Annotated in this window: 19 protein-coding genes and 1 tRNA gene; 12 read left to right on the forward strand and 8 right to left on the reverse strand. The window is 46.3% G+C overall.

What is annotated here, in order from left to right:
- The first annotated feature begins 4 nt into the window (after positions 1–4).
- From V7S65_RS26585 to V7S65_RS26615, 7 genes are all read left to right on the forward strand, one after another.
- Positions 5–856: a CPBP family intramembrane glutamic endopeptidase gene (locus V7S65_RS26585; RefSeq protein ID WP_336388993.1), complete on the forward strand. Its 852-nt coding sequence runs from the start codon at positions 5–7 to the stop codon at positions 854–856.
- A gap of 95 nt (positions 857–951) precedes the next feature.
- Positions 952–2,025, forward strand: a complete 1,074-nt coding sequence (locus V7S65_RS26590) for a tetratricopeptide repeat protein (protein ID WP_079471091.1) — start codon at positions 952–954, stop codon at positions 2,023–2,025.
- Positions 2,026–2,119: 94 nt separating this feature from the next.
- The gene (gene paaN / locus V7S65_RS26595) at positions 2,120–3,775 is read left to right on the forward strand and encodes a phenylacetic acid degradation protein PaaN (RefSeq protein WP_111579889.1); all 1,656 of its coding nucleotides are present in this window, start codon (positions 2,120–2,122) and stop codon (positions 3,773–3,775) included.
- A gap of 60 nt (positions 3,776–3,835) precedes the next feature.
- Complete coding sequence (locus V7S65_RS26600; protein WP_111579888.1) at positions 3,836–4,501, forward strand: YceI family protein; 666 nt, start codon at positions 3,836–3,838, stop codon at positions 4,499–4,501.
- 83 nt (positions 4,502–4,584) lie between these two features.
- A complete protein-coding gene (locus V7S65_RS26605) occupies positions 4,585–4,872 on the forward strand; it encodes a 2TM domain-containing protein (protein WP_079471094.1) in 288 nt (95 codons plus the stop codon).
- A gap of 29 nt (positions 4,873–4,901) precedes the next feature.
- A complete protein-coding gene (locus tag V7S65_RS26610; RefSeq protein WP_079471095.1) occupies positions 4,902–6,716 on the forward strand; it encodes an AMP-dependent synthetase/ligase in 1,815 nt (604 codons plus the stop codon).
- A 60-nt stretch (positions 6,717–6,776) separates the two neighbouring features.
- A tRNA-Arg gene (locus V7S65_RS26615) sits at positions 6,777–6,848 on the forward strand.
- Between the two features lie 66 nt (positions 6,849–6,914).
- Here the strand turns inward: V7S65_RS26615 and V7S65_RS26620 are convergent.
- On the reverse strand, positions 6,915–7,685 hold the full coding sequence (locus V7S65_RS26620; protein WP_111579885.1) for an SDR family oxidoreductase: 771 nt from the start codon (positions 7,683–7,685) through the stop codon (positions 6,915–6,917).
- Positions 7,686–7,791: 106 nt separating this feature from the next.
- Between V7S65_RS26620 and V7S65_RS26625 the strand changes: the two genes are divergently transcribed.
- The 4 genes from V7S65_RS26625 to V7S65_RS26640 all read left to right on the forward strand — a co-directional run bounded on the left by V7S65_RS26625 (position 7,792) and on the right by V7S65_RS26640 (position 11,468).
- Positions 7,792–8,148 (forward strand): winged helix-turn-helix transcriptional regulator, encoded by a 357-nt coding sequence (locus V7S65_RS26625; protein WP_111579884.1) that lies wholly within the window; start codon positions 7,792–7,794, stop codon positions 8,146–8,148.
- Between the two features lie 48 nt (positions 8,149–8,196).
- Positions 8,197–9,030, forward strand: coding sequence for a helix-turn-helix domain-containing protein (locus V7S65_RS26630; protein WP_336388992.1), 834 nt, complete (start codon positions 8,197–8,199; stop codon positions 9,028–9,030).
- A 40-nt stretch (positions 9,031–9,070) separates the two neighbouring features.
- Positions 9,071–10,615: an FAD-dependent monooxygenase gene (locus V7S65_RS26635; protein ID WP_336388991.1), complete on the forward strand. Its 1,545-nt coding sequence runs from the start codon at positions 9,071–9,073 to the stop codon at positions 10,613–10,615.
- Between the two features lie 295 nt (positions 10,616–10,910).
- On the forward strand, positions 10,911–11,468 hold the full coding sequence (locus V7S65_RS26640; RefSeq protein WP_336388990.1) for a 2'-5' RNA ligase family protein: 558 nt from the start codon (positions 10,911–10,913) through the stop codon (positions 11,466–11,468).
- Here the strand turns inward: V7S65_RS26640 and V7S65_RS26645 are convergent.
- The 7 genes from V7S65_RS26645 to V7S65_RS26675 all read right to left on the reverse strand — a co-directional run bounded on the left by V7S65_RS26645 (position 11,465) and on the right by V7S65_RS26675 (position 16,216).
- Positions 11,465–11,860 (reverse strand): hypothetical protein, encoded by a 396-nt coding sequence (locus V7S65_RS26645; protein ID WP_079471100.1) that lies wholly within the window; start codon positions 11,858–11,860, stop codon positions 11,465–11,467. The two genes, V7S65_RS26640 and V7S65_RS26645, sit on opposite strands and share 4 nt — an antisense overlap.
- Complete coding sequence (locus tag V7S65_RS26650; protein WP_079471101.1) at positions 11,857–12,204, reverse strand: hypothetical protein; 348 nt, start codon at positions 12,202–12,204, stop codon at positions 11,857–11,859. Before V7S65_RS26650 ends, V7S65_RS26645 begins: the two co-directional genes overlap by 4 nt.
- Positions 12,205–12,217: 13 nt before the next feature.
- The gene (locus V7S65_RS26655) at positions 12,218–12,970 is read right to left on the reverse strand and encodes an SDR family oxidoreductase (protein ID WP_336388989.1); all 753 of its coding nucleotides are present in this window, start codon (positions 12,968–12,970) and stop codon (positions 12,218–12,220) included.
- Positions 12,971–13,026: 56 nt separating this feature from the next.
- Entirely contained in the window at positions 13,027–13,767 is a 741-nt protein-coding gene (locus V7S65_RS26660) for an SDR family oxidoreductase (protein WP_336388988.1), read from the reverse strand.
- Positions 13,768–13,853: 86 nt separating this feature from the next.
- On the reverse strand, positions 13,854–14,795 hold the full coding sequence (locus V7S65_RS26665) for a helix-turn-helix domain-containing protein (protein WP_336388987.1): 942 nt from the start codon (positions 14,793–14,795) through the stop codon (positions 13,854–13,856).
- Between the two features lie 78 nt (positions 14,796–14,873).
- Entirely contained in the window at positions 14,874–15,818 is a 945-nt protein-coding gene (locus V7S65_RS26670; protein ID WP_336388986.1) for a polysaccharide deacetylase family protein, read from the reverse strand.
- On the reverse strand, positions 15,818–16,216 hold the full coding sequence (locus V7S65_RS26675) for a DoxX family membrane protein (protein WP_336388985.1): 399 nt from the start codon (positions 16,214–16,216) through the stop codon (positions 15,818–15,820). The genes V7S65_RS26670 and V7S65_RS26675 overlap by 1 nt, the downstream gene beginning before the upstream one ends.
- Before the next feature lie 86 nt (positions 16,217–16,302).
- Between V7S65_RS26675 and V7S65_RS26680 the strand changes: the two genes are divergently transcribed.
- The gene (locus tag V7S65_RS26680) at positions 16,303–17,148 is read left to right on the forward strand and encodes an AraC family transcriptional regulator (protein WP_079471105.1); all 846 of its coding nucleotides are present in this window, start codon (positions 16,303–16,305) and stop codon (positions 17,146–17,148) included.
- Positions 17,149–17,188: the final 40 nt, after the last annotated feature.

Genomic DNA, 17,188 nt, shown 5'->3' on the forward strand with positions numbered 1-17,188 from the left:
ACCCATGAAAACAACTGACAACACCCACTCTATCTTTGATGATGATCCCTTACTCGCAGAAAAGAAAAAGTTTTATCCCACACTGGGGCACGCATGGCTGATACCCGTTTATAGCCTCGTAGTGTTCATCACTTTTTATATTGCCGCCACGCTTGCCTACCCGGGCATTATAAACGACAAGTTGCTGAGCAGCCTGATCACAATACCCATCTATTGCAGCCTGCTACTGGTGATGCTGATTTACAGCTACAACAGGAAAAAGAAAGTGGAACCGGATTATATACTCCCCTTCAGAACGCCTTCTGTTGCCGTATTGCTGACAGGTCCTTTCCTTATGTTTTCCCTCTATTTATTTGTATTTGGCGTCCAGGAATGGATTCATCTGAGCGCATTGCAGGAATGGGATTCCGTTTTTTTACTGATCCGGGAAAAACCGGTATTCTATTGCTTTATTTATTTCCTCATTGATCCGTTTATCCAGGAAAGCCTGATGAGAGGAGTGATCCTGGATAGTTTCCTTAAAAACTATTCTCCGGTAAAAGCCCTCTTAAATGTGGCTGCTATCAGCTTTGCCTTCAGCCTGTCTCCTTACACATTGCTATATACCACCTCCTTTTCCCTGATGCTGTCGTGGATATATCTGAAAACAGGCAACCTCGGTAATACTTTTTATATGCAGGTATTATGCGGTCTTATACCCGCCTTGCTGGTATTTATCCTGCAGGATCAATTTAATACATATGTACAACAGGCATTACGTTCGCCTGTTTGGGTGGGCGCGGCCGGTATTATTGCCATCCTCTGCATTATTGTTCTGCAAACAAATCTCCCGTCAACAAATAAAGCAATAAAGTAATATAATAAACATATCCCTTCTATCTCCCTTCTCATAGATTGATCTGTGGGACATTACCCCATTTTCCTTACTTTTACAGCAAACGACAGACAGGGATGAACATACGGTCTTCTTTATTGAAAGCACTTTTTGTTGCGGGAGTTTTATTTTCACAGGTTGCAGTTGCACAGGATGCCAAAGAGCTGTATAATACAGCCACAGGCTTTATTCGTGGAGGAGATTATTCCAATGCCATACTGGTACTGAACCAGGCGTTACAACTGGAACCGGATAATTTTGAATTAAAGAAACAACTTGGTTTTACTTATTACCTGAAAGGAGACCTTGTAAAAGCAAAAAGCATCATTGAGCCACTACTTGGCAGCAAAGAAGCAGACGTACAGGTATTCCAGATTGCAGGAAATATTTATGTGGGAAGGGAAGAGTGGAAAACGGCACAACGCATGTTTGAGCGCGCCATCAAAAAATTCCCGAATAGCGGTGAATTGTACAACGATAACGGCACACTGCTGATGAACTTCAAAATGTATGACGGCGCCCTCCGGAGCTGGATCAAAGGCATTGAGCAGGATCCCGGGTTTCCCGGCAACTATTACAATGCCACCAAAACATACGACTTCAGCAATAATCCGCTGTGGTGCATACTCTACGGCGAAACCTTCATGAATATGGAAAGTTTCACCACCCGCACGGCAGAAATCAGGAATATTGTATTGGAATCTTATAAAAAATTATTCAACGACCCTTCGCTGTTTGAAAGCGCCATACCAGAGGATAAGAAGGGCAAAAAAGGCAGCAACGCATTTGTAGAAGCATATAAAGCCTGTATGGGCAAACAAATCAGTGTAGTAACAGGCGGTATAGATCCTGATGTGTTAATTATGGTACGTACCCGCTTTTTACTGGACTGGTACAACTTTTACGGTATGAAATATCCGTACGCCCTTTTCGACTATCAGCGCAGCCTGCTACGGGAAGGAATGTTTGAATCGTATAACCAATGGCTGTTTGGCCCGTCAGCCAACCAGGCCAGCTACAAAGCGTGGGTAGGATTACATAAAACCGACTATGATGCTTTCCTGAAATTTCAGCGCAGCAATCCATTAAAGCCGAAGCCTGATGAATATTACAACGATGGAAGGTTTACGCTGATCAATTCCGGGTATTAGTATTTAGATATTTTTTGATTTACCGGTTTAGTCAATTAGTTGCTGTAGCAACTGAATGACTAAATCCGTAAATTGTAAATCTCAAAATCTGAATATGCTCGTTAACAAACACCAAAACATTATCGACAATGCTGTAAAGGCGAACCACGAACGAACCTTCTATTCGCAATACCCGGAGCATCCCAAAGCTTACGGTGAAGAAGCCCATGCCAAAGGCGTACAGAGCTATCAGCAATTACTGGGGAAACCTTTCAAACAATTACTGCAAACCGGCGAAACCGGCTGGAGCGGAGAAGAAGTATCCCCTTACACCCGCGAAGTGCTGGGCGTTACCTACCCCGTTTTTGCTATAGGCGACCTGCTGAAGAAAGCCACTGAAGCCGGCAAAAGCTGGTCAAAAGTACCGGTAGCCGAAAGAGCCGGTATTCTCACCGAAACGCTGGAAAGGATAAAGGACTACTTTTTTGATATTGCCAACGCCACCATGCACACTACCGGCCAGAGCTTTATGATGAGCTTCCAGGCCTCCGGTCCGCATGCAAACGACCGCGCACTCGAAGCAGTAGCCACCGGCTATCACGAACTGCAGCGATACCCGCCCACATTGACCTGGGAAAAACCAATGGGTAAAACCAGTATCAAACTCTACAAAACTTTTAAACCAATACCCAAGGGGCCGGGTGTAGTAATTGGCTGCTCTACATTCCCGGTGTGGAACACACTTCCCGGCGTTTATGCCGACCTGATCACCGGCAATCCCGTGATTGTGAAACCGCACCCGAAAGCGGTGCTGCCTATAGCCATTGCCGTGAGCGCCATCCAGCAATCATTACAGGATAACGGCTATGATCCGAACCTTTGCCAGCTCGCGGCAGACAGCTCCGATCACCTCATTGCAAAAGAGCTGTGCGGACACCCCGACGTGAAACTGATTGATTATACCGGCGGCAGCGCCTTCGGCAATTATGTGGAATCACTCCCGGGCAAAACAGTATTTACAGAAAAAGCCGGCGTTAACTCGGTGATCCTCGACAGCGTAACCGACCTCGATGCCGTAATTCAGAACCTTGCCTTTTCTGTTAGCTTATATTCCGGGCAGATGTGTACTGCGCCGCAAAACTTTTTCATCCCCGAACAAGGTATCAAAACCGCCAATGGCCAGGTGCCTTTCAATGACGTGGTGCAAAAGTTCAAAGAAGCAGTAGTGGGCCTGGTAAACCATCCGAAGATGGGCGCAGGCACATTGGGTGCCATACAAAACGACAGCACCCTTACCCGCGCACAGGAAGCACGCCACCTCGGAGGAAAAGTGATCCTGGAAGGCACCCCGGTAGTGAATGAAGAATTCTCCAATGCAAGGGTATGCGCTCCTACTATTTTAGAAGTAACCAGCGCCGATACTGCTATCTATGAGAAAGAACTTTTCGGACCGGTGATCCTGATCATCAAAACCAGGGACACCGCACATAGTATACAACTGGCTAAACAGATGGCATCGAAATACGGCGCCATTACCTGCGGGGCTTATACCACAGATCCATCTGCCAAAGAAAAAATAGCAGAAGAAATGAACAGTGTTTTCACACCGGTATCTTTTAATCTTACCGGGTTTATCTGGGTAAACCAGCACGCTGCATTTTCTGATTTCCATGTTACGGGCGGTAATCCGGCAGGTAATGCCAGCTTTACCAACCAGGAATTTATTGTGAAAAGGTTCGTGTGGGTAGGCAACCGGGAGCTGGCGGAATAGAGCAATTTCCTGACAAGCGCCCTTTTAAACGGGCGCTTGTTTTAAAGCATACAAGTATTTATGAAGAGCATCTTATGTATAATACTCGTTGTTACCTGTGGCATCATGGCATGCGAGCAGGCGCCTAAAGCAGATAAGGCCCGGATCACCGATGCACAAACCGTGCAGGCCGGTACCGGCAATGCTTATCTTCCTGATACCGCCGTAAGCGTGGTACGATGGGTGGGTACAAAGCCTACCGGTAAACACTACGGCAGCCTGAAACTGGCCGGTGGCGCATTGTATCTAAAAGACAGCCTCATTACCGGAGGCCAGTTCATCATCAATATGAGTTCCCTCCAGGATATAGACCTGGCAGGCGATTCCGCTATGAAACGCAAGCTGGAAACTGAACTGAAGGGAGAGATGTTTTTTGATGTAAAAAAATATCCCACCGCTACATTTGAAATAACTGAAGTAACTGCCTTTCATCCCACCGATGGCGATGAACTTACCCTCAGGAATGCTACCCATATTATCAAAGGGAACCTGACCCTTAAATCCGTTACCAAAAACATTTCCTTCCCTGCCAGGGTAATATTCAAAGACAACAGCATAAGCGCAATAGCTAATTTTAACATCGATCGCACCGAATGGGGCATCAGCTACCGCGCAGATAAATCATTACAGGACAAACTCATCAATTCACAGGTAAATATCTCTTTCGATATAAAGGCCAGCCGTTAGGCCCTCTTTTTTCGTTTTTTCTGCGTGAAGCCAATAAAATATTTTAAATTTAGTACAACCACTAGTACCTAAAACTGACTTCCATGGAAACAAATCAAGAAAGAGATAACCGACTTTGGCGCATCGCAAAAGCCAGGGCAGGATTTAAGTCCCACCTGATCATCTATCTCGTGATTAACCTGGGACTATGGGCAGTATGGTTTCTGACAGACAGTGATAAAACAAGCGGCACTCCCTGGCCCGTATGGCCTGCACTGGGATGGGGCATCGCACTGGCTTTCCAGTATTTCAACGCATACCACAAAGATCCTTTCGGTGACGCGTTAGGGGAATATGAAAAGCTAAAAGAACAGGAACACACGCGTATCTGATATTTGAGCCAAAACAAAATTACAGCAGCATGGACCAACCGCAACGACTATTTGATGTGATTTCTTACCAATTAGCCAACTTTCCTAAAGAGGATATGCTGGCCGGAAAAGAAAACGGGCAATGGAAAAAGTATAGTACAAAAGAAGTAGCGGACCTTACCCTCAGATTCAGCTCCGGCCTGCTCAAACTGGGTATCAGACCGGGAATTAAAAAAAATGAGGAGAAAGATAAAATAGCCATCATTTCACCCAACAGACCGGAATGGATCATCACCGACCTGGCATGTCAGCAGCTGGGCGCCGTGCTCACACCCATTTACCCCACCATCAGCGAAACAGAACTCGCCTATGTACTGAATGACGCGGAAGCGCGCATTCTTTTTGTGAGCGACAAAGACCTGCTGGAAAAGGTAAATGCCATGAGGGATAAATTCCCCTCCATCCGTGAAATATTCACCTTCAATAAAGTAGAAGGCGCCCGCCACTGGACAGAAATCCCCGCGCTCGCCGACACTACCGATTTTGACCAGATCAATGAAATAAAGAAGAACATTTCCCCGGAAGAACTGGTAACCATCATCTATACTTCCGGTACCACCGGTACCCCAAAAGGCGTAATGCTCAGTCATCACAATGTGATAAGCAATGTACTGGCCTGCCAGCCCTACCTCCCTGTTAATAAAGAAGCAAAGGCCCTTAGCTTTCTGCCGCTGAATCATATATTTGAAAGAATGGTGACCTACCTGTATCTCCGCGCCGGCGTACCGGTTTATTACGCGGAGAGCATGGAAACCATTGGCGATAACCTGAAAGAGGTGAAGCCCACCATCTTTACTACCGTTCCCCGCCTGCTGGAAAAAGTGTACGAAAAGATCATGACTACCGGTCTTGAACTCAAAGGCATAAAAAGAGCCCTGTTCTTTTGGGCTGTAGACATCGGCAAACGGTATGAAATCAATAAAGACCAGGGCGCCTGGTATAACCTTCAGCTCAAACTGGCCAATAAGCTGGTATTCAGCAAATGGCGTGCAGCCCTGGGTGGCAACATCCAGTGTATTGTAAATGGCGCCGCCGCCTGCCAGGTACGTTTACTGAAGATATTCACCGCCGGCGGCATTCCCATCCTGGAAGGATATGGCCTTACGGAAACGTCTCCGGTGATCAGTGTAAACCGCTTCAATGAGGAAGACCGCATGTTTGGCACCGTAGGACCTGTTATCAACGGAGTAGAAGTAAAACTCGCGGAAGATGGTGAAATCCTTTGTAAAGGCCCCAATGTAACTATTGGCTACTACAAACGCCCCGATCTCACTGCCGATGCCATCAAAGATGGTTGGTTCCATACCGGGGATATCGGCGTAATGATCGATAACAAATTCCTGAAAATAACCGACCGGAAAAAAGAACTCTTTAAAACCTCCGGCGGCAAATTCGTGGCGCCGCAACCCATCGAAAACAAGTTTAAGGAGTCGCCTTACATTGAACAGATCATGATTGTGGGAGAAGACCGCAAATTCACGGCTGCGCTGATTGTTCCCTCCTTCAGTAACCTCCGCAACTGGGCACAGAAACGCGGCATTACCGCCACCTCCAACGAAGAATTGGTGAAAAACCCGGATGTACAGGACCTGTACAAACAGGCAGTAGACAAATACAACCAGTTTTTCAGCCATATTGAGCAGGTGAAAAAATACATTCTCCTCCCACATGAATGGACGGTAGACAATGGAGAACTCACCCCTACCCTCAAGGCAAAACGGAAGGTAATCCTGGAGAAATTCAAGAAGGAAATCGACAGTATTTACGCCCCCGCCGGTGGAAAAGTAGATATAGAAAGTCTTTAAATATTAAATTAAAACCCTTACTTTTGCCACCCGATCCCAGAATTGGGGTTAAAAAGTGCTGGCCTCATAGTTCAATGGATAGAATAGAAGTTTCCTAAACTTTAGATACAGGTTCGATCCCTGTTGAGGCTACAAAAAAGGAAAAGTGATTAATCACTTTTCCTTTTTTATTTTGAGGCAATCCGTTACCAAGTAAGCTTATTTCACTGAGAAGGCATTAGCCATACCACCATCCGCTAAGATATCGGCGCCCACAATGAATGTTGAATCGTCGGAGGCTAAGAATACAGCCGTTTTCCCAATCTCAGCCGGCGTCCCTTGCCTGCCAAGCGGCGTAAGATTTATCCAGACTTGCTTCACCTGGTCCACGAACTCCTGTGGTACCATCTTTCCAAAAACCGGCGTATCAATTGAGCCAGGTGAAATGGAATTCACCCTTATTCTCCTCGACAATAAATCGAGCGATAAGCCTCTGGCCAATGAAATAACAGCTGCTTTTGCAGCGGCATAGATTGTTGCTCCGGGTGCAGCCCGGTGTGCGGCGTTCGACGCGATCAGTATAATGGATGCGCCGTCATTTAAATAAGGAAGCGATTTTTTCACGGTGAAATAGGCGCTTTTTAAATTCAGCTCCATGTAGCGGTCGTAACCTTCTTCCGTTACATCGGTTATGGTCATCAGGGGAATCCCGTCCACAACGCCACCTGCATTCACTACCAATGCGTCTATCTTCCCAAACTTATCAGCTGTAGTCCTATACAGGTTCTCCAGGTCATCAAGATTGGTTACATCTCCTTTTACACCTATAAAATTACCCCCCAGGGTTTCAACAGCATTGTTTAACGTAGTTTCATTCCTTCCGGCGATTGCACCAACTGCGCCTTCGTTTTTAAATGCTTCCGCAATACCAAACCCTATACCGCTATTGCCGCCTGTAATCACGGCAACCTTGTTTTTCAGTCTACTCATTATTTCCATTTTTAAATGATTGAGCGACAAAGCTAGACTATCAAAGTTATTTTTAGTAACTTTGTACCGAAAAGTAACAGTAACACAGGTGTAACAAAGTAACATTATGGGGTGTAAAATAGAAGAGTTCCAACAGGAACAAAAGAAAAGGATAAAAGCCGTTCAGGATTCAATGGACGTGCTTAATGGGAAGTGGAAGATTGCTATTATCTCATCTATTTGCTGTTACGGCCAAAGGCGGTTTTCAGACATTTTGAATGATATTACCGGAATTTCCAACAGAATGTTGAGTAAAGAATTAAAGGAATTAGAAATAAACCAGTTGGTAAAACGAACCATTTTGGATACACAACCCATAACGGTTCAATATGAACTTACAGAACATGGCAATACGCTACAAACGATAATCAGTAATCTTACAGATTGGGGAATTGTACACCGAAAGAAAATTGTTGGGAAATAGTAACAGTCCACTCGCCGCCACCACTATCTTATTTAAGTTCCCACACATATGCTATCTTCCAAAATGCAGCACCAGGAATTTGAACCTCCTGAAGAATTACGGGATACCATTAAGTGCTTTTGGCACAACAAAATAGACTTCGGAGAACTACCACCGGATTTTGAGGTAGTACCTGATGGCTATGCTGAAATTATTTTTTATTTCGGGAACCTGTTTAGCAGTTCTTACAAGGAAGGCCAGGAGTCACTGCCCTCACCGTTTATGATGGGGCTGCTCAATCAGCCTGTTCATTTTTTTTCGAAAAACCGTTTAGAGATTATTGCTGTCAGGTGTTTTCCCTGGACGGTGTTTGACTTGCTCGGGCTGCCATCCGGGAAAGGCGGCATGCGCACATTTGATCATCCTATTGCCCAACTTCAATCCACGTTGAATAAGTATATTGAAGCCGGTAAAATAGAGGAAGCGCTGGCACGGTTAAAACAGTACTTCCTGCAGGCACGGTCGCAGGTTGCTACTGACAGCATGCTATTCAAAGCGGGAGCTGCTATGACGGCTGCAAACGGCACTATGCCGGTAAGCCAGGTAGCGGCAGCGGCGCATGCAACGGTTCGTACGCTGGAAAGGAATTTCAAGCAATCCTCCGGCTATACTGTTAAAGACGTATCTGGCCTGATGCGCTTTGAGCAGGTACGCAACCGGTTATGGCATTATCCGGATTCCAATATCGCCGGCCTGGCTCATGAGCTGGGCTATACAGATCAATCCCACCTAAGCAGGGAATTCAAACGTTACAGCGGCACTACACCAGCGGCATTCGCGCGGAAAGCAAAGAAAGGGAAGCAGGCTGTAAGCAACGATTTTGTCGCGTTTGTACAAGCCTAGTGCAAAAGCATTTCAGAATTTTGTGCTTCAATCATACTAAATGAAAGCAACATCTGAAAGCAATACATCTGCACAAAATCATACTATTTACGATGTAATCATTTCCGGGGCCGGCCCGGTAGGACTTTTCCTCGCCTGTGAACTGGCCTTAGCCAAATGTTCAGTTTTGATACTGGAAAAAGAAGAAGATCCACACTCTCCATTGAAGCAACTTCCATTCGGGATACGGGGACTTTCAGCGCCTACTATTGAAGCGCTTTACCGCCGTGGTTTGCTCGATGAACTGGAGATACATAAGCGTCTTAAAAATCCCCACTCAAACGCTGTACAGGGGCCACGCCGGCAGGGAGGGCACTTCGCCGGCATTCCGTTTCTTGATGGCAATATTGATATCTCACAATGGAAATATCGCCTGCCAGGTTCCACTGATACCAATCTGATTTCTGAAATAGCCGAGCTTGAAACGGTGTTGGCCCGCCGCGCAGCATCCCTGGGAGTAAGCATCAAACGCGGACTTGCCATTACGGGCTTTCATCAAACCGCCGAAGGAGTAACAGTGCTGGCCGGCGACCAATCTTTTCAAAGTAAATGGCTCGTAGGCTGCGATGGCAGTCGTAGTGCTGTTCGCAAGGCCGGCGGTTTTGAATTCGCCGGTACGGAGCCGGAATTTACCGGCTACTCCACGCAGGTGGACATTGCCGACCCGGAAAAGCTCAACCCGGGCCGGAATGTAACACCAAGAGGCATGTACATGCAATCGCAGCCGGGTTACTTATTAATGCAGGATTTTGATGGCGGGGCATTTCATCATTCAAAGAAGCCAATCACGCTGGAACATGTGCAGAAGGTGCTACGCCGCATCTCAAACACCAACGTGACCATCAGCGCCCTTCATATTGCAACCACCTGGACTGACCGGGCACGGCAGGCCACCACGTACCGCAACGGACGGGTACTTTTAGCCGGCGACGCCGCGCACATTCACTCGCCATTAGGTGGCCAGGGACTCAACCTGGGGCTGGGCGATGCCATGAACCTGGGCTGGAAGCTGGCCGCAACCATTCAACACAAAGCGCCGGAAGGCTTATTAGACAGTTATTATACCGAACGGCACCCAATTGGTGTCCAGGTGCTGGATTGGTCACGCGCACAGGTGGCCATCATGAAACCAGACCCCGGCGCGCATGCGCTGCATGCAATTATCCGCGACCTCATCAATACGCGCGATGGCGCTACCTATATCGCAGGAAGAGTGTGGGGCATTGCCACGCATTACAACCTGGATGGCCACCACCCTCTTGCAGGCCACAGCATTCCCAACTTTGAACTGGAAGACGGTACAAAGATTGGTGAACTCATGCGCGATGGTAAAGGGATGCTGCTTGACTTTGCTGTGAATCCCTCACTTAAAGCTCTGGCAAGTGAATACGGCGACCAAATCAGGTATGTTGCTGGCGGGGCGCAGGAACAATTGGGCCTGAGCGCTGTACTGGTACGCCCGGATGGGGTTATCGCATGGGCTTCTGATAACGGGCCGGATTACAACGAACTTCAAAAGGCCGCCGGTCGCTGGTTTTGTTCGTAATTCAGGAGACAGGTATTAGAAAAAGCTGAATAATATGGCTATTACTTCCCGGATACATCTCCGATACTTAGGACCTGCGTATGGCATGGATCATCTATGCACTATCCATACAGTCACCATACTGTTCCCATACTGTCCGCATGGACTCCTCATGCACTCCTCATGCACTATTGATGCACTATCCATGCACTATCCATGCACTACCAATACTGCTGTGCCTGCTATCTTCTTCACCAAACCAACCCCGCACCTGCTTTGTTATTAAGTTATGCCACGCCGCCATAATCCTGACCAGTTGACCTTATTTCCGCTGGATACCATTCCTACCACAATGGTATCCTATGCTGTTGTTATTTCACCACCCCGTAACATAGTGGATCATGTCAAAATCATGGAGAACAAGGTGTATGATTTCATCCCGGAGGCAAAACACGAACAATATCTGAAAGCCCATATCTCCCTCCTAAAATTCACATCAGAAGAGGATGATACCCGGATCATTCACCTGGTTAGAAGAGCAGTAGCTGCTTTGCCGTCTTTTGAAGTGCAGTTGAATGGTTACGACATTTTCCAGCACGGATATACTTCCGATTCACTGGTATTACAGATCAGTAACCCCCAACCAATAATTGAGCTTCATAAATCACTGTTTAAAGCGCTTAAACGGAAAACGCCCAGGATAACACCACACATGACCATTGTGAAAGAAGTACCACACCATAAGCTTCGCAAAATTGATCTCTCCTCATTCAATTATTATGATTCCTTCCTATGCACGCAAATTACTATTCTAAAGAAAATACCTGGCGCTAAACGGTATGATAAGCTCTTTGAAGTATTATTATCCGTTTAATAACTCGCCTGCCCGATATCCAACCGGTTAATCTTACCGTTTTTATCGATATGAAACTTAAAATAGGTTTTAAAATCGCCCCATTGATCGCTGTGAAACCGGCCATATACGTCCAGTCCATTGTTCTCTACTTTATCAATACTGGTAAAACGTTCGTGACCAACGGCCTTCTGCCAGAAAGATTTGAAATCCATTTTATTTCCATCATCAAACATTTCTGCCTTATCGGTAAATAAAGCAAACCATGCTTTGCTGTCGTTTGTTTGCAGGGCATTGATGGCCTGCTTCACGGTTGCGTGAGTGAGTTTATCTGTGTTCATGGTACGATTGTTTTGCTGTGCAAAGAGTATCACCGGCAGGAAGCCGATAATTGCCAATAACAATACTTTCATTTTGCGAGCGGATGTTGCAGATAAATGATAACAAGATTCAGGAGAAAGAAAGGCACTTCAATAGCAGCACCTTTCAGATCACGCCCATACAAAGAAAAACAGATGATCATCAGGATAGATGCTGCCATCAGGAAGTTACCCAACAAAAACGTTCTGGGAAACAGGATCATTAAAGCACTCAACACTGTTACCACTCCATTGATGATGATAGCTGTTTTACTAAAGTGCCACCGGCTGAACATGGTGATCATTTCCGGCTTCTGGCCAATCATAGCAAGTCCTTGTTTCAGGCCCATGAATACAGTAAAAATTATCAGAACGGCATTGAGTACTTTAATTATCATAGTGGTAGATTTTTTAGTTGGTGGCGCCTCCGTTCACCAGCAGGTGCTGACCGGAAACGAAAGAAGATAAATCGCTGGCGAAAAACTCTGCCAGGTTAGCTACATCTTCCACTTCTGCGAGTCTTCCCATCGGGCAGCTATCCAGTAATTGTTTTCTCAGTTCAGGATAAGCTGCCGGGTCCACAAAAATACCGGAGTGATCTACTGCAAAAGGGATAATCGAATTTACGGTAATTCCTTTATGTCCTATTTCTTTTGATAAAATATCTACCAGGTATCTTGGAGTGGTTTTGCTGCCACCATAAACAGCCATACCGGGAACCGGGAAAGAAGTGGTACTGGAAGCGATATAAATAATGCGGCCGTTGTTCTCTACATGTTTTGCGGCCTGCTGCATGGTAAAGTAAGTTCCTTTTGTGTTGATAGAAAATACGCGGTCAAACTGTTCTTCTGTAAAATCTGTTACCGGTACTTCCACCATTTCAATACCTGCGTTGGCCACTACTATATCTATCTTGCCAAATGCCTCTTTTGCCGCTGCAAATAATTTCTCCAGGTCGGCTACTTTACTTACATCTGCCTGTACGGCTGTTACACGGGCGCCCATAGCAGTAATGTTACTCACTACTTCATCGGCAGACGACTTATCTTTTGAATAGTTAACCACTATATCCGCGCCCAGGGCAGCATAGCGTTCTGCAATGGCTTTACCTAATCCCCTGGCTGATCCTGTGATCAGCGCTACTTTATTTTTTAAGCTGTTCATAATACTTGTATTTAATAATTTTTTGAGAGATATATTGAAAGAAGGATACCTGATCATCAGGCCATGCCACCATTTACACCGATGTTCTGTGCGCTGATCCATTTAGCGTCGTCACCTGCGAGGAATACCACTACCTGTGCAATGTCATTGGGCTCACCAATGCGGTTGAAGGCAGAAAGGGAAGCCAGGCGGGCAATCAATTCTTCTGATTTACCATTGGTAAATAGTTCTGTGTTAGTGGGGCCGGGAGAAACGGAGTTTACATTGATACCCCGGGCGCCTACTTCTTTGGAGAATACGCGGGTGAGTTGTTCCACTGCTGCTTTAGTGGCTACATAAGTTCCATAGCCAGGCAGCATAATACGGTTTACAGAAGTGGAGAAGTTAATGATACTGCCTTTGTCGGCCAGGCGGGTAGCGGCTTCTCTCATGGTATTGAAAGTTCCTTTTACATTGATATCAAACTGACGGGTGAACTCTTCATCGGTAGTATCCTTAATCAGTTTGGTGATCATGATGCCGGCGTTGTTCACCAGTACATCAATACGGCCATAATGCGCGATAGCGGCGTCGAATAAGGCTTTCACTTCTTCGCTTTTGCTTACATCCGCCTGCAGGGCGATGGCGTCGCCGCCTTGTTGTTTAATGTCTTCCACCACCTGTTGCGCGGCATCTTTACCACCGGCGTAATTAACAATTACTTTCGCGCCAGCAGCCGCCAGCTGACGGGCAATAGTAGCGCCAATACCTCTTGAAGAACCGGTAACCAGGATGATCTTATCTTTTAAAGTGCTCATGTTTTTGTGTTTTTATTTTGATAACACAAAGATGAACCAACGGCCGCCCTAAAAAGTATAAGAATTACACTAATAGTTACAAATATCTAAGATGTATGTTGCTTTCTGTATAATACGGGGGAAATACCGGTTTGCTTCTTAAAATAATTACTGAAATGCGTAGCCTCTGTAAAGCCCAGCTGACCAGCTATTTGTTTGATAGACGCCGGGGAATGCTGTAACAACGTACGGGCCTCGGTAATGGTTTTCTCCGAAATCCAGGTACCTATGGGTTTTCCTGTTTTACTTTTAATCACATTGCTGAGGTAATTGGGATGCAGGTGTTGTGCAGCTGCATAATCCTGTACCCTGAATACCTTATCCGCCTTTCCGTTTACCAGGTCGCGGTAATGCTGCTCCAGGGTTCTTTTAAACTGTTTTACAATCTGCGAGCTGCGGTTACCTTCATAGATAGGATTATAATCTTCCCAGAAGTATTCTTTGATCTTCAGCAGCAGCACCACAAACAGGTTACCTATCATCCGCGTTCTGTAGGTAGAAGAGGAAAAATATTCCTTTTCTATCTGCAGATATAATTGTTCAAACTCCGCAAACACTTCCGGCTGCAACGTTCTGGGCGGAACGGTTTCTGCGAGGAGAAAAGGGAATTCCTCAAAGATCTTCGGATGTACATTTTCTTTGAGAAAAGACTCGCTGAGTGTAACCAGGTGTACATCGCGGATCTCCTTCCATTCGAAAGACTTAAAATGCCCCGGGTTAGTGAAATAAATAGTTCCGGGAGAAGTGTTAAAAGTTTGCTCATCGGTGGTGTATTTGCCTATTGCATCTTTCACAAAAACAAAAGAAAAGAAATTAGTACGGTATACAATGGAGGTATAAGGCAGCTCGAGATGAATGTCCTTCAGGTTATGAATGGTAAAGGCGGTTTTCGCGTCGATGCTGTCTACCGGCAAACCCTGGTAGAGATACTGTTCCCGCAGGTTGTTAAATATGATCCGTTCTTCCTGGCGTGCTTTCTTTTCTGACATCCGGTGTTGCTTTATGTGAAATTAAATAAAAAAGACAGGCGGGTAATGCCTGTCCTTTCTATTTAATTTCACACCCCACTACTCCCTGATCGTATTCTTATCCGCCAGTGCCATCTTTGCAATATCATCTTTCCTTTTAAACGCCACGCCGGCATGCTTTTTCATGTAGGCAAACAACTCGCTGGTGGCCTTTACCAGTTGTGGGGTACCGCCTATTCTATCGTGGAAACTAATAGACATCATGCGTTTGCGGCGGGCAGATTCTTCGTACAACTGGTCAAATTCCATTTTTATCTGTTGCAGGAACTGATCGGTAGAAAACCACTGGCCTGCTACCAGCTGGATATCATTACAGCGTAAAGTGTAGGGCACTACTACAAAGTCGCCTCCATTCACTTTGGTGATAAAAGGCTCATCACGGCTCAGGTCATCGATATGATACAGGAAGCCCAGTTCCTGCAGGATGTTGAGCGTATTATCGCCGCGGCGCAGCCAGTTGGCGTTGTAGCCTACCGGTGTTACGCCGGTGGCCTTTCTTACTGCTTCCACGCCATCCCTGATAAATTGTTTTTCTTCTTCGTAGGGCAGCATGTATTGCGACGACCAGTCGCGGCCATGTGCGGCGGCTTCATGTCCGCGTTGTACAATCTCTTTCGCCAGGGCCGGGTGTTTTTCCACCGCGCTGCCTACCATATGGGAGGTTACTTTAATACCGTGTTTGTCCCAGTTATCCAGCATGCGGGGGATGCCTTCCTTGAAGCCGTACTCGTACCAGGTGGTGGCGGGAAGGTCTTTATAGCCGTTGAGCATATTCTGCGGGAAGGGACTTTCGGGCCTGTCGGGCTGACCACCGGCTTCAAACTGCATGGACACCGATACCACCAGGCGGGAGCCATCGGCCCATCCGGGGCCGGACTTAACTGCCGGCGTGGCATTTGTTTGCGACAGTACAGTTCCCGGCAGTACCATGCCTGCCAGTCCAGCGAGACCGGCTGTTTTCAGGAATTCTTTTCTAGTAGCCATTATTTTTTTATAAGATGATCAACAGCGATGGTGTTGTATTGGATAAAGGCCAGCAGTACCGCGAAGAAGGCCGCATGGATCAGCTGGGAGGGCAATGCTTCCCAGTTTTCTATCATGGCGGTGCCAAATATCAGGATGATCATTACTGCGCCGCCGCCAATAAGGGAAGCACGGGTAAATAAGCCCAGCAGGAGCAGCAGCCCGATTACAAATTCAGTAATGGGTAAAGCATAGCTGAAAGGTACCACCAGCAGGTCGGGCAGCATGGACTTTTCAAAGCTTTTTACCATCCAGGCGCTGAAGCCATTCAGCTTAGGGAGTCTTACCAGGCCGTGGCCAAACATACTGGCAGCTACCGCCAGCCGGAGCAATAGAAATACGATAGGGTTGTTTTCCATTTGTTTGATTTTTTGTGACACAAAGATCAGGCAGATCCCGGGAAATAATTTGTACTTTTTTAGGATCATTCTGTAATTTTGCAGGTATGTTACAAGAGAACTTATATCAGCCTTTTGAGATAGAATACCGCGAATGTACAGAATGCCCGATAGATCCGCATAAACATAACTTTTTTGAACTGGTGTATATTGTGGAAGGCAGTGGGATGCAGTGTGTGAATAAGAACCAGCTGCCATACAGCCCGGGAAAACTGTTCCTGGTAATGCCGCAGGACTGCCACTCGTTTGATGTACAGGAATCCACCAAATTCTTCTTCATCCGCTTCAATAACATCTACCTGCAAAATCAGCATAAAGACTGGATACAGCAGCTGGAATTTATTTTCCAGAATCATAACCACATGCCGGGGTGTATCTTAAAAAATAAAAACGATAAGCCGCTGGTAAAATCACTGGTAGAAGCGCTGATCCGCGAACTGGTGAACCAGCAGCCCTATCACCGGGAAATGGCCCAGCAGATTGTAAATACCATGATCATGGTGATTGCACGGAATATCCTGCTGCAAATGCCCGAACAACCCAAACATCCCGCCAGGCAGGATGCTTCCATGAATATACTGCATTACATCCACGAAAATATTTACACCCCTGAAAAGCTGCGGGCAGAGCAGATTGCATCCCACTTTAATATTTCGCCAACTTATCTGAGCGAATACTTCAAACGTAACAATGGTGACAGCTTACAGCAGTATATCACCCAATATAAACTGAAGCTGGTGGAAACAAGGCTGCAGTACAGCAGTATGCGGGTGGGAGAAATTGCAGATGAACTGGGCTTTACAGATGAAAGTCACCTGAACAGGATGTTTAAAAAATATAAAGGCGTAAATCCTTCTGCTTACCGGAAAGAGCTGCAGGCGCAGGATAACTGACGGGCATAAAAAAGCGCCCGCAATATGCGGACGCTTTTTT

Source organism: Chitinophaga sp. CCNWYY40 (assembly GCF_037483205.1).
GTDB lineage: Bacteria > Bacteroidota > Bacteroidia > Chitinophagales > Chitinophagaceae > Chitinophaga > Chitinophaga ginsengisegetis.